Here is a 12,184-nt window from a genome sequence, read left to right as displayed (position 1 = left end):
ATCAGGTAAGGACTCTTAATCAATGGAGACACCGCGCCATGCTCCCGACCAGGTTGACCGCCCTCGCCCTCGCTGTCCTGATGTCCCCGCTTGTCATCGCTGCCACGACCGCGTCCGGCACCGGCCCGACCAACCCGGTCGAAACACCCAGAGTTCCCGCCCTCCAGAGCGCCCCCGTGATCAACATCAACGGCACGGGCGTCGACAGCAACTTGCCGCCGTCGACCGGCACCGATCCGCGGATCCAGGGCAACGATGCAGGCCGCCAGGGCGGCCTGAACCTGCCCGATACCAAGACGCCCGATAAAGCCAGCCCCGGCATAGGTTCTACCACCACCGAAAGCCCGGGCTCAATAGGTGGCGCAAGCCAGTAGCTCGCCACTCTACCGACTCATCACAACGAAGAGGTAACCATGAACGCCGATAAAAACCTGGAAAAAGAAGTCCTGACCCGCCTGCTGCACGCCCACCCCAGCGGTCTGGGCAAGGAGGTGCTGGACAATTACCGTGGGGAGAAAGTCGTGGCCAGTACCCTCGCTGCACTGCAGGAGCGTGGACTGATCCAGCACGGCAACGTGCAATGCAACGAAGCCGGCGAACACTCGCTGAACCTGCCGATCAAACTCAGCGCTGCCGGCGTTGAAGCGGCACGCAAGCTGGATGTTTGAACCCACCAAGAAGCCAGGAGAAATCCCATGCCTCGTGGAAGCAAAGACAAATACACCGCCGAGCAGAAACGCAAGGCTGAACATATCGAAGACAGTTACGAGCGCAAAGGCGTGTCTAAGGACGAAGCCGAAGCGCGTGCCTGGGCGACCGTGAACAAACAGTCCGGCGGTGGTGAGCGTGCCGGTGGTTCAGGGCGCAAGAAGCCGGCCCGCGCCAAAGCGCAAGATCGAGAGGAATCGTCGCGACGTGCGGTGCTCAGCCGTGAAGGTCATTCGCGCAACAGCAAGGCTTCGCGCGAGGTGCAGACCGTCGAAAGCCTGATGAAAGAAGCCCGGGCGAAGAATATTCCGGGCCGGTCCAGCATGCGCAAGCAGGAGTTGATCGAGGCGTTGCGCAAGGCTGGCTGATATAGGTTGAATTCCAGGGCCTCTTCGCGAACAAGCCCGCTCCCACATTTGATCGCGTTTCTTCAGGTAGAATCCGGTCGAAATGTGGTAGCGAGCCTGCTCGCGAAGGCGTTCCGACGAAAGCGGTAGATCAGGCGCCGATACTCTTGCGGATCAACTCATCCACCTCAGCAGCCCCAGGCGAAGTCGCCGGCCCCCACCGGGTCACCGACAGCGCCGCGGCCGCATTGGCCCGTTGCGCGGCATCAAGCGCAGACAACCCCTGCGCCAACCCCGCCACGAACACCCCGGCATGGGCATCGCCGGCGCCATTGCTGTCTACCGCCTGCACCTTGAAGCCTGGTACATGTCGACGTTCGCCCGGCTGCTGAATCCAGCATCCTTGCGGCCCGTCGCGAACGACCATGAGCACATCGCGCGGCAAATATTCGACCAGACGATCCAACGCCTGGTCGATTTTCGTCGCGCCTGTAATCTTCAACGCTTCGGCGCTGTTACTGGTCCACACGTCGATGCGCGCCAGCAACGCCTGCATCAGCGGCGCATCCGGGGAATCCACCAACGGCCCCGGATCGAACACCACATTGATCCCGTTCGGCAACGCCAGCACCCAATCCACCAGCGCCCGCGCCTTCCCCGCCTGCAGGAGGCTGTAGCCGCTGACATAGACATAATCGCCCGCCTCGACCGGCACACTGCCCAGGTCTTGCGCAGTCAATTCGCCTTCGGCACCGATGTAGGAAACGAAACTGCGTTCGGCCGAGGCGTCGGTGATGGCGACGCATAACCCGGTATCGCGCTCGGCGCGCTCAGCAATGCCGATCCGGATGCCTTCGGCGTTCATTGCTTCACGCGCCAGGTCGCCGAATCGCCCGGTGCCGTGGCGACCGAGGTAGACCACCGAAAGACCATTGCGCTGGGCGGCTGCCATCACATTAAAACCGCCGCCAGCCTGGAAACTCGCGGACTGCGCCAATACATCGCCCCCCGCTTGCGGCAGTTTATCCACGGCCATCACCAGGTCGATGATGACCTGGCCGGTGTGCAGCAACTTAGGCATGAGCATTCTCGATCAACGCGGCCCGACGATCTTTCGCCCCGCCGAGCACCCGATAAATGCCACCGGCGACCACGAAGGTCACGATCCAGCCGAGACCGTTATGCCCCAGCCACGAGTCGGACAGGAAGCCTTTGAACCAGACGTTTTCTGCCGTGGTGCCGATGGTGGTGAAACTGAAACCGAGCACGATCGCCACCGCCCAGGCACCGAACGCGCGCCACTCGACGCCGCCGTGATACCAGTAGGCGCTACGCGGGCTGACGTCCAGCAGGTCCTTGGGGCTGTAGTAATGACGATGAATCAGATCGACCACGAAGATCCCTACCCATGCCGTGATCGGCACTGCCAACAGGGAAATGAAGGTGATGAACGGGCCGTAGAAACTGTCGGCGATCAACATGAAGTAAATCGAACCGGCGAAAATCGCCACGATGTCCACCACCACGGCGTAGACGCGCTTGACCTTCAGGCCGAGGGTCAGCGTGGTCAGGCCGGCGGAATACACCGACAGGTTGTTCGACAGCAGCAGGCCACCGAACGCGGTGATCAGGTAGGGCACGGCCATCCAGGTCGGCAGCATGTCGCGGATGGCGATGATCGGGTCGGCGGCCTGGGCCAGGTCGTTGTTGCCCACCGACAACAGGCCTCCGAGGGTGATCAACAGCACCAGTGGAATGCCCGCGCCGAACGCCGCTGACGCCACCAGGCGCACGGCCTTCACGCTGCGGTGCTGGTAGCGCGACATGTCCGCGCCAGCGTTGGCCCAGCCGATCCCGGTGCCGGCCGCCATGGTGCCGATACCGATGATCATCGCGCTCATCGGTGCCGGCGTGGCGTTGAACACCGCGCTCCAGTCGATGGTGGCGCAAAGGAAACCGCCGACCAGGATATTCAGTGCCCCGAACACATAGGTCGCCCATTTCTGGATCACCAGCAATGTGGCGTGACCGAGGCCGGACACCGACAAGGTCAGCAGCACGAAAATCGCGATGAACAGCAGGGTCAGCAGTGGCGCGCTTTTGGCCTCTACCGGCGAACCAAAGAGAATCGAGCACAGCGACAGCAGAACGAACGCGGCAGTGGTGGTATTGACGGTTTCCCAGCCCAGGCGCGACATCAGCGATACCAGGGTCGGGCCGATATTGCCGCGCACGCCGAAGATGGCGCGGGACAGGGTCAGGCTTGGCGCGCGGCCACGACGACCGGCGATGGATATGATCCCGACCACCGCGAAGGAACCGGCGGCACCGAGGATCGCGACGATGACTGCCTGCCAGATCGCCAACCCGCGAAACGCCACGAGGGTCGCGCCCAGCGGCAGGCCGAGAATGGAAATGTTGGCAGCGAACCAGACCCAGAACAGCTGCAGCGGATAACCATTGCACTCGGCCTCCGGCACCGGTTCGATGCCGCGGGTTTCCAGTTGCCCGGCGTTCGATGAACTCATGAAAAATGCTCCTGTTGCCATTTTTGTGGTTGTGGGCAATTCAGATATTGGGTGGCCCGCGACAATCCCCTGTAGGAGCTGCCGCAGGCTGCGATCTTTTGACCTTGATTTTCAGCGACCTCAAGGCCGCCAAGATCAAAAGATCGCAGCCTGCGGCAGCTCCTACCGGGGCTCCTCAGCGCAGGGTGAGGAGTCCTTTGACGAGGGGTTCAAGTTCCAGATCATTGACCGCCTTGACCTTCTCGATCATCACCACCGGCCAACTCTCCAACCCAAGGCAAGCCCCGAGCATCGCCCCCAGAATCGCCGCGATGGTGTCGGTGTCGCCACCCAGGCTGGCGGCCATGCACAGTGCATCAAAGGCATTCACTTCACCTATGGCCACTTGCTGGGCCAGGGCAAACGACACCACCACCGACTCCTGGGAAGCCACCGAGGTGCCGATCACGTCGTACAGCACATCGGCGAGCAACGCCTTGTCACTGTCGACGCTGATGCTGCGCGCCCAACTGATGCGCGAAGCGATTCGTCCGCCGGCTACCCAGTGACCATGGCCTTCGGCTTGCTGGGCGATTTGCTGGCCGAGGTTCAGCGCCTCGCCCAGGTCCATGCCGTTGATGCCGGCGGAAACCACCGCCGCCACCGCCGCCGCGCTGGAAATGCCCAGCGTGGTGTTGTGGGTGACCTGGCAGGCCTGCACCACGGCATCGATGAAGCGCTCGGCTTTGGACACATCCGCGGCAATCCCGACCGGCGTGATCCGCATCGCCGCGCCATTGGTAGTGCCGTACCGACCGGCTTCTTCGGGCGAGTGGCCGGCGAGGATCATTTCGATCGCGCGCTTGGTCGAAGGGCCGAGCAAGTCCTGCGAGCCCTTGGCCTGCATCACGGCTTCCCATTCGATCAAGCGCTGTGCGAGTACCGCGGGTTGGATGTTGCCTTGACCTTCGACCAACAATTGACCGACCAGAATGGCTTGTTCGGTGTCGTCGGTGATCGAGCCCTTGGGCATATTGGCGGCGATCGGCTGATCGGGACCGGCATCTTCAAGGCCGGTGATCTCGCCAAAGCGCGCCTGAATCTGGCTGCGGCTAAGGGATTGGGTCGGCATGCCAAGCGCATCGCCCAGGGCCAGGCCGTAAAACGCGCCTAGCGCACGATCGAGCGCAGTCATTTCGATGGTCCGAATTGCAGGTGCAGGCGAAAATGCACAGGATCGAGCAGGCTTTCCACCTGTTCCATGAAACGGTTTTTCCGGTCATAGGTGGTGCGCAAGGCCTTAAGGAAAACCGTGCCGACCGGCCGCCCCAACAGTTCGGCATCGGTGGCGTTCAACGGCTCGGCGCCGATCCATTGATCACCGCGCTCGCCGATATAGCCATAGGCGGCCAACGTGATGGTCAGCGAGTTATCGATCAAGCCAACCCGCGGCAGGCTTTCCAGGCCGCCGGTAGCAGGCATCAATGAGCGTTCAAGGGAGACCAGCGTGCCATCGTTGGAGCGGCGGCGACGGTCCAGGGTGATGAACTGGTCAGTGCCGAAACGCGGTAGCAGGTCGGGACGGCTCACGGCTTCCAGCCGCAACACTTCGGTATTGACCAGTGCGCCGCTGTCGGCAAGGGCCTGCGCCCAGCCGCTGCGCTGATCCAGTACCACCCCGTCGAAGGTGACGATGGAACCGACCCCGCTTTGCGTCGCAATGTAGTTGCGCCGTTTCAACTCGGCCAGCGCTTCACGCAAGGTTCCTCGGCTGACTTTGAATTCTTGAGCCAACTGATGCTCGCCCGGCAGATGAAAACCGTCCTCCATGAGGCCGCTTTCGATGCGCCGGATGAGTTCGTCGACCACCCGTTGTTTCTTGTCGAATCGTACCTGTCTAATCATGTACAAATTGATACCCGAAACGAGTTGCGACGGGCAAGGAATATTTACGGGAGATGACAGAAGGGATCGTTCCCTCGCTCTGCGTGGGAATGCAGCCCGGGACGCTCTGCGTCCCTTTCGAGAGCTGGAACGCGGAGCGTGGGAACGATCAGTTGTGGGGTTAACGCTGCTTGAGGCGGTCGATGACGACGGCCAGCAGTAGGATCGAACCGCGAATCACATACTGATAGAAGGTATCGATGTTCTTCAGGTTCATCGCGTTCTCGATGATCGCCAGGATCAACACCCCGGCAATCACATGCCGGATCATGCCGATCCCGCCACTGAGCGACACGCCGCCGAGCACGCAGGCCGAGATTACCGTCAGCTCGAAGCCCTGCCCGATCATCGGCTGACCCGAGGTCATGCGCGATGCCAGGATCACCCCGGCCAGTGCACCGATCAGGCCGTGCACGGCGAAGATGATGATCTTGGTCCGGTCAACGTTGACCCCCGCCAGCAGCGCCGCTTCCTGGTTGCCGCCGATGGCCATGGTGTTGCGCCCGTAGGTGGTGTAGTTGAGTAACCAGCCAAAGAACAGGAAGCAGACGATGGTGATCAGGATCGGCACCGGAACGCCGAACAACTGGCCGTTGCCGAACACGAAGAACGACTCCTGGGACACCCCCACCGCCTTGCCATTGGCAAAGATGTAGGCCAGGCCGCGCACGATCTGCATGGTCGCCAGCGTGGTGATCAGCGCATTGACTCGCAGCTTGGCAATCACGATGCCGTTGATCAGGCCGACGATCAGCCCCATCGCCAGCGCCGCGCTGACACCGAGAAAGACGCTGTCGGTGTCGCGCATCACCACGGCGGCAACCACCCCGGCGCAGGCGATCACCGACCCCACCGACAAGTCGAAATGCCCGGACGCCAGGCAGTACAACATGGTGCATGCCGCGATCCCGGTGGTGGAAATCGCCAGGCCCAGGCCGCGCATGTTCAATGGCGAGAGGAAGTTGTCGATCAGCAAGGTGCAGAGCACGAAGATACCGACGGCCGCCAGCAGCATCACCCAGTCATCGAGAAAGCGCCGCAGGTCCAGGGGTTTGCGTGCAGTCGGCAGGGTTTCGTTTTGGGTTGTCATCATAGTCACCTCTCAGTTCGCCACGCCGTCAGCGCGTTGGCGCGGCAAAGCCAGTTGCAGCAGGTTGGATTCATTGGCCTGTTCGCGGCTCAGTTCGCCGCGCAGTGCGCCTTCGCACAACACCAGGATGCGGTCGGAAATGCCCATCACTTCCATCAGGTCGCTGGACACCACGATCACCGCAATGCCGCTGGCGGCCAGGTTATGGATGATCTGGTAGATTTCGGCCTTGGCGCCGATGTCGATGCCACGGGTGGGCTCGTCGAGCAGCAGGACTTTCATTGGCATCGACAGCCAGCGACCGAGAATGGCCTTCTGCTGGTTGCCACCGGACAGGAACTTGATCTGTTGCCCGGCGTGTGGCGTTTTTACCTTCAGCGCCTTGATCTGCTTGTCGGCGTTGCCCTTCTCCCACAGGCCACGCAACAGGCAACCAAAGGTTGAATGCGCACCACGGGCGCTGATGTTGATGTTCTCGGCGACGCTTGCCAGCGGCAGGATGCCCTCCTTCTTGCGGTCTTCGGGACAGAGCAGGATCCCGGCCGCAATCGCATCCCGGGGCGAGCGCAGTTTCAGTTCATGGCCGCGCAGTTCAAGACGGCCGGCGCTGTTGCGTTCCAGCCCGCTAAGCAGGCGAAACAATTCCGTGCGCCCCGCGCCGACCAGGCCGAACAAGCCAAGGATCTCGCCCTTGTGCGCATCGAAACTCACCGGTTCGCGCAGGCCTGGCCCGAGCAGGCGGTCGACCTTCAACGCCACCGCGCCGCGCTGGCGCGGGCGGTAATCGTAGATGTCCTGAATGTCCCGACCGACCATACAGGTGACCAACTGATCATGGGTCAACTCGCTCATGTCTTCGAAGGTGCGCACGTAACGGCCGTCCTTGAACACCGTCACCGCGTTGCAGATGCGGAACACTTCCTCCATGCGATGGGAGACGTAGAGCACCACTTTGCCTTCATCGCGCAGCCGACCGATGATCGCCATCAAGCGGTCGATCTCCCGCGCCGAAAGACTGCTGGTAGGCTCGTCGAAAGCAATGACATGCGCGCCACGGGACAAAGCCTTGGCGATCTCGACCAGCTGCCGCTGACCGAGCGACAGGCGCCCGACTTTCTCCTGCGGGTCGATTTCGTCGGCCAGGCCCCTGAGACAGGCCAAGGCTTGCTGGCGCAAAGTTGCGCGATTGATCAAGCCGAAACTGGCCGGCAAGTGACCGAGAAACAGATTTTCCGCCACGGTCATTTCCGGCACCAGGTGCAGTTCCTGATGAATCACCGCGACCCCGCTGCCAATGCTGTCGGCCGTGGACTTGAACGCCATCGTCTGGCCGCCTATCTGCAGGTCGCCACTGCTCGGGGTGTAGGCGCCGCCGAGGATTTTCAGCAGGGTCGACTTGCCGGCACCGTTCTCGCCCATCAAGGCATGAACCTGCCCCGGATGGGCGACGAAGTTAATGTTGTCCAGCGCCTTCACACCGGGAAAGGTTTTGCCGATCCCGTTGAAGCGCAAGCTGCCACTGCCACTCAAAGAGCTGCCGGTGTGTTGTTGTACTTGTGTTTGCGCCATAACCACCTCATCGCACAGATCAGGCAACCCCGTTGCCAGGGTCACCGATGAAATCAACCGGCCCTCAGTTCCACAGGCCGATCTTTTCCAGTTCCTGCTTGAAGTTGTCTCGCGTGATCAGTGTCACGTCGTCCATGGCGGTGTATTTCGCCGGTTCTTTGCCGCTGGTGACCCACTCGTACATCATGCTGGCGGTGTTGTAGCCCTCGATGTGCGGGCTTGGCAGCATCGACCCGTAGAAGCCGCTGTCGGGTTTCTTAAGCTCGCCAATGGCGTCGGTGCCGTTGATGCCGATGCCGATCACGTTCGCCGCGGCAAAGCCGGCGGCTTCCGTGGCACGCACGCCGCCCAGCACGGTGTTGTCGTTCATGCCGCCGATGATCAGGTTCTTCGCCGCGCTCGGTAGCTTCACCAGTGCCGAGTTGGTGGCGTCCATGCTGCCCGGTACGTCGAGGGTTTTCAGGGCCGTGAACAGGATGTGGTCTTTGGGCATGCCGGCATCTTCCAGCGCCTTGACCGAGCCGTCGGTGCGTTTCTTGCCGGTGTCGAGCTCGTTGAAGGTGTTGATCACCGCATAGGTGTCTTTCCACTCCCAGCCGCGCTTCTTCGCCTCGGTGGCCATGGCGCTGCCCTGCTTCTGGCCGACTTCAAAGGCGGCCATGCCCAGGTAAGGGACGTCCTCCATGAACTTGCCGCTGGCATCGACGAAGCGGTCATCCACGGCGATCACTTTCAAGCCATTGAGCTTGGCCTTGGCCATGATTGCAGGGCCCAGGGACACGTCCGGCGGGCAGATCACGAAACCCTTGGCACCGTTGGCCGCCAGGCTGTCGATGGCCGACAGGGTTTTCTCACCGTCAGGCACGGCGATCTTGATCAGGGTGAAGCCCTTTTCCTTGCCAGCCTTTTCAGCGAAGGCCCATTCGGTCTGGAACCAGGGCTCCTCCGCTTGCTTGACCAGGAATCCGATTTTCACTTCCTCAGCCGCCAGCAGCGTGCTGCTCAGGCTGAACGCGCTGACCGCCACGGCGGCGCAGCATAGGGAACGGATGGCATGACGACGATTCATAAGCTGACTCCTTGTTGTTTTTGTTGAGCGTAGTGCCAATAGTCATATCGTATGATGATTGAATTTCAGGCGCAGTTTTGCACCTGAGACCCGGATGACCTAGTCGTGGTACATCACTGAGCGCCCGCCATCGATGGTGATGCACGAAGCGTTGATGAACGGTGCTTCATCACTGGCCAGGAACACCGCGGTCATGGCCACCTCGATTGGCTGGCCGATGCGCCGCGGCGGGTGCAGGTCGAAGGCGCGCTGACGTTCGGCATGGGGGTCGGCAAAGCCGTTCCAGTAGTCGACGTTCAATTGGGTTTCGATGTAGCCCGGCGCGATGGCGTTGACGCGAATGCCCTTGGGTGCGTATTCGATACCCAGGGCGCGGGTCAGGCCGAGCAGGCCGTGCTTGGCTACCGGATAAGGGAAGCAGCCTGGAATGATGTGGGTGGAATGGGTGGAAGCGATGTTGATGATGCTGCCGATGCCTTGCTCGATCATCTGCGGCAATACAGCCTTGCAACCGTACCAGGCACCGTCCAGGTCAATGGCGAAGCAGCGACGCCAGTCTTCCTCGGTCATTTCCAACGGATCTCGGAACACGTTGACCCCGGCGCAGTTGACCAGCACGTCGATCCGCCCGTGAAGCTCAACCGCCAGCCTGGCCATCGCCTGCAAGTCCTGCTGCTGGGAAACGTCGGCCTTGATCGCCACCACGTCAGCCCCTTTGCTCCGCCACTGTACCGCGACGTTTTCGACTTTTTCGGCCTGGATATCGCTGATGACCAGCTTGGCTTGCTGGGAAGCGAAGGTTGCAACGATCGCCTCGCCGATGCCCTGGGCGGCGCCGGTCAACAGTACGACTTTGTTTTTCAGGCGCTCGCCCTTGGGTGCCTCGGGCACCGGCGGTAACGAAAGAGGTTCAGCCATGGATCAGGACTCCTGTTCGAAAGCACGACGAAAACCGGACGTCAGGTCCGGTCAAAAGGGCGTTGAGGAAGAAACAGGCAGGCGCGAAACGTTTCAGCATCGGGGTGCTTTGAAACGCGGACTCCACGAGGGAGTGCGGGGGAATATCGCTGCATCACTTCACCTGTTTTGTTTTTGTAAGTGTGAATGCGTGTAACTGATGGCGCCGACTATAAACCCGACGCGCAGGAAATCTCAATATATATATTCGCATCCCATATTTAGGGATTTAACCTGAAAATCGGCTACAGGACTTTCCTGCAACGTCGACGCGAATCGCCAGCACTGCCCCATCCAGCGGATGCCCAAGGGGGCTCGCGGCGCTGGTGATGTACAGGGTTTTCAAGTCCGCATCGCCAAATACGCAACTGGTCGGACGGCTGACGGGCAGTTCGATTACCCGATCGACCTGCCCGTCAGGTGTCAGCCTGAGCAGGCAACTGCCGTCCCATCGGGCATTCCAGACAAAACCCTCGGCGTCCATTGCCGAGCCGTCCGGGCCGCCGAGTGGATGAGGACCGAACCAGGCCTGTGCCGGGTCAAGATGGCCATCGGCACGAATAAAGTATCTGCACAACGTGCCGTCGAGACTGTCACCGAAATAGACGGTAGTGGCGTCGTCGCTCCACAACAATGTATTGGGGATACCCAGTCCACGCAGCAGTGGCGTGACCCGCGCATCGCTATCGATTCGGAACAGGCAACCGCAACGCCGTTCGACGGGCAGGTCTTCGCCCTGCTCGCCGATGTTGTTCTGCATGGTGCCAAGCCACAGCCTGCCCTGGGCATCGCAGCGGGCTTCGTTCGCGCGGTTACCAGGCTGCGGATCCGCGACGCAAAACAAGCTCAGTCGCGGTTCCAACCCCGGGGAATCAAGGTCAAGCCGATACACGCCGCTGCTCAAGGTCACCAGCGCATCACCGCTCGCACAGGGGATGAACGCCGACACATGCTCCGGCATCTGCCAGATCTGCACGTTGGCGCCGATCAACCGCAGCGCCTGTTTGCCGGCAATGTCCACCCAGTACAGCGCCTGGGTCGGCGCATCCCAGAACGGACCTTCGCCGAGTTGCGCCCGGTGCTCGGTAACCGCAGTCAACGTCATGAAACCTCCTGCTTTTTTATTGTTTTTCGGTAGGAGCCGGCTGGCTGGCGATAGCGTCCTTCAAGAGCCGCATCGCCAGCAAGCCAGCTTCTACAGGTTGTCAGCCGGCTTTTTTTCCGGCCATGACCTGCGGGTAATAGCGCTTGATCGCCAGGTCGGCGTTATCGATCAGGGTCATGCAGGCCCACACACCCCGCGCGGTGTCCCGGGCGGCGATGGCGTCGGCCATGTCTTTATGAATGGGCAAGGTGCGGCGCAGCTCGTCGGGGTTGGCGGCGGACACTTCGAAACACACTGCCAACAGCGCGCCCAGGGCCGGGACCATTTGCTCGATGAATTGATTGTGGCTGGCAGCGAGAATGCACTCGTGGAAGAGCTGGTCGGCGCGGTTGTAATCGACTCCGCTGTCCACCGCTCGCGCCAATGCGTTGTAGGCTCGTAAAATGGCATCGAGCTGTTCGGCGGTCGCACGCTCGCAAGCCCAGCGCACGGCCATCGGTTCGATGGTGCGGCGCAAGTCGAGCAAGTCATCGACGAAGTTTTCCGGCAAGCCGCTGCGTGACAGCCAACCTACGACCTGTGGATCGAAGAGGTTCCAGCGCCGTACCGGCAACACCCGCGTACCGACTTTCGGCCCGACTTCGAGCATGCCCTTGGCAACCAGGGTCTTGATGGCTTCGCGGATAACGGTGCGACTGACACCCAGTTGTTCGCCGAGGTCAGCTTCGACCTTGAGCGTCTCCCCCGGCTTGACGTGCCGGGCAGCGATCCAGCAGCCCAGCCAATCGACCGTCGAGGCGTGAAAACTGCTGGACATGGACACCTCAAAACCGTTTGTGATGGGTGTCCACGCTAATCATCATATGATTGGCTGTCAATTTGATTTTG

13 protein-coding genes are annotated in these 12,184 nt (G+C 61.3%); 3 read left to right on the top strand and 10 right to left on the bottom strand.

Annotation, left to right across the window (positions count from 1 at the left end):
* Window positions 1-38 precede the first annotated feature (38 nt).
* Genes AC3WWR_RS15815 through AC3WWR_RS15805 form a run of 3 tightly spaced genes read left to right on the top strand, consistent with a single transcriptional unit; the run spans window position 39 to window position 1,076 of the window.
* A complete protein-coding gene (locus AC3WWR_RS15815) occupies window positions 39-374 on the top strand; it encodes a hypothetical protein (RefSeq protein ID WP_033044175.1) in 336 nt (111 codons plus the stop codon).
* A gap of 39 nt (window positions 375-413) precedes the next feature.
* Window positions 414-668 carry a hypothetical protein gene (locus tag AC3WWR_RS15810; RefSeq protein WP_020799956.1) on the top strand — a complete coding sequence of 85 codons (255 nt, stop codon included), beginning with the start codon at window positions 414-416 and terminating at the stop codon, window positions 666-668.
* 27 nt (window positions 669-695) lie between these two features.
* Window positions 696-1,076: a Rho termination factor N-terminal domain-containing protein gene (locus AC3WWR_RS15805; RefSeq protein WP_033044174.1), complete on the top strand. Its 381-nt coding sequence runs from the start codon at window positions 696-698 to the stop codon at window positions 1,074-1,076.
* Between the two features lie 130 nt (window positions 1,077-1,206).
* On the opposite strand, the gene AC3WWR_RS15800 is transcribed toward AC3WWR_RS15805, so the two are convergent.
* The 10 genes from AC3WWR_RS15800 to AC3WWR_RS15755 form a co-directional block, all read right to left on the bottom strand.
* A complete protein-coding gene (locus AC3WWR_RS15800) occupies window positions 1,207-2,136 on the bottom strand; it encodes a PfkB family carbohydrate kinase (protein ID WP_020799954.1) in 930 nt (309 codons plus the stop codon).
* The gene (locus AC3WWR_RS15795; protein ID WP_492598864.1) at window positions 2,129-3,583 is read right to left on the bottom strand and encodes a purine-cytosine permease family protein; all 1,455 of its coding nucleotides are present in this window, start codon (window positions 3,581-3,583) and stop codon (window positions 2,129-2,131) included. Before AC3WWR_RS15795 ends, AC3WWR_RS15800 begins: the two co-directional genes overlap by 8 nt.
* A gap of 175 nt (window positions 3,584-3,758) precedes the next feature.
* Window positions 3,759-4,757: an ADP-ribosylglycohydrolase family protein gene (locus AC3WWR_RS15790; RefSeq protein WP_492598863.1), complete on the bottom strand. Its 999-nt coding sequence runs from the start codon at window positions 4,755-4,757 to the stop codon at window positions 3,759-3,761.
* Window positions 4,754-5,467 carry a GntR family transcriptional regulator gene (locus AC3WWR_RS15785; RefSeq protein ID WP_020799951.1) on the bottom strand — a complete coding sequence of 238 codons (714 nt, stop codon included), beginning with the start codon at window positions 5,465-5,467 and terminating at the stop codon, window positions 4,754-4,756. Before AC3WWR_RS15785 ends, AC3WWR_RS15790 begins: the two co-directional genes overlap by 4 nt.
* Before the next feature lie 160 nt (window positions 5,468-5,627).
* Window positions 5,628-6,596, bottom strand: coding sequence for an L-arabinose ABC transporter permease AraH (araH, locus tag AC3WWR_RS15780; RefSeq protein WP_032832152.1), 969 nt, complete (start codon window positions 6,594-6,596; stop codon window positions 5,628-5,630).
* A gap of 12 nt (window positions 6,597-6,608) precedes the next feature.
* A complete protein-coding gene (gene araG / locus AC3WWR_RS15775) occupies window positions 6,609-8,165 on the bottom strand; it encodes an L-arabinose ABC transporter ATP-binding protein AraG (RefSeq protein WP_033043754.1) in 1,557 nt (518 codons plus the stop codon).
* Between the two features lie 64 nt (window positions 8,166-8,229).
* On the bottom strand, window positions 8,230-9,234 hold the full coding sequence (locus tag AC3WWR_RS15770) for a substrate-binding domain-containing protein (RefSeq protein WP_020799949.1): 1,005 nt from the start codon (window positions 9,232-9,234) through the stop codon (window positions 8,230-8,232).
* A 99-nt stretch (window positions 9,235-9,333) separates the two neighbouring features.
* Window positions 9,334-10,152: an SDR family oxidoreductase gene (locus AC3WWR_RS15765; protein ID WP_033043753.1), complete on the bottom strand. Its 819-nt coding sequence runs from the start codon at window positions 10,150-10,152 to the stop codon at window positions 9,334-9,336.
* Between the two features lie 268 nt (window positions 10,153-10,420).
* On the bottom strand, window positions 10,421-11,296 hold the full coding sequence (locus tag AC3WWR_RS15760; protein ID WP_020799947.1) for an SMP-30/gluconolactonase/LRE family protein: 876 nt from the start codon (window positions 11,294-11,296) through the stop codon (window positions 10,421-10,423).
* Between the two features lie 100 nt (window positions 11,297-11,396).
* A complete protein-coding gene (locus AC3WWR_RS15755; protein ID WP_083349644.1) occupies window positions 11,397-12,113 on the bottom strand; it encodes a FadR/GntR family transcriptional regulator in 717 nt (238 codons plus the stop codon).
* Window positions 12,114-12,184: the final 71 nt, after the last annotated feature.

The organism is Pseudomonas sp. EB271-G4-1 (assembly GCF_058791355.1).
Note: the sequence above shows the minus strand (reverse complement) of the source record. Positions and strands in the feature narration are given on the sequence as shown.

Coding starts and splice junctions, on each gene's coding strand:
- AC3WWR_RS15765 (WP_033043753.1), bottom strand. CDS start 10,152: ATGGCTGAACCTCTTTCGTTACCGCCGGTGCCCGAGGCACCCAAGGGC.
- AC3WWR_RS15790 (WP_492598863.1), bottom strand. CDS start 4,757: ATGACTGCGCTCGATCGTGCGCTAGGCGCGTTTTACGGCCTGGCCCTG.
- araH (WP_032832152.1), bottom strand. CDS start 6,596: ATGACAACCCAAAACGAAACCCTGCCGACTGCACGCAAACCCCTGGAC.
- AC3WWR_RS15755 (WP_083349644.1), bottom strand. CDS start 12,113: ATGTCCAGCAGTTTTCACGCCTCGACGGTCGATTGGCTGGGCTGCTGG.
- AC3WWR_RS15760 (WP_020799947.1), bottom strand. CDS start 11,296: ATGACGTTGACTGCGGTTACCGAGCACCGGGCGCAACTCGGCGAAGGT.
- AC3WWR_RS15800 (WP_020799954.1), bottom strand. CDS start 2,136: ATGCCTAAGTTGCTGCACACCGGCCAGGTCATCATCGACCTGGTGATG.
- AC3WWR_RS15770 (WP_020799949.1), bottom strand. CDS start 9,234: ATGAATCGTCGTCATGCCATCCGTTCCCTATGCTGCGCCGCCGTGGCG.
- araG (WP_033043754.1), bottom strand. CDS start 8,165: ATGGCGCAAACACAAGTACAACAACACACCGGCAGCTCTTTGAGTGGC.
- AC3WWR_RS15795 (WP_492598864.1), bottom strand. CDS start 3,583: ATGAGTTCATCGAACGCCGGGCAACTGGAAACCCGCGGCATCGAACCG.
- AC3WWR_RS15805 (WP_033044174.1), top strand. CDS start 696: ATGCCTCGTGGAAGCAAAGACAAATACACCGCCGAGCAGAAACGCAAG.
- AC3WWR_RS15810 (WP_020799956.1), top strand. CDS start 414: ATGAACGCCGATAAAAACCTGGAAAAAGAAGTCCTGACCCGCCTGCTG.
- AC3WWR_RS15815 (WP_033044175.1), top strand. CDS start 39: ATGCTCCCGACCAGGTTGACCGCCCTCGCCCTCGCTGTCCTGATGTCC.
- AC3WWR_RS15785 (WP_020799951.1), bottom strand. CDS start 5,467: ATGATTAGACAGGTACGATTCGACAAGAAACAACGGGTGGTCGACGAA.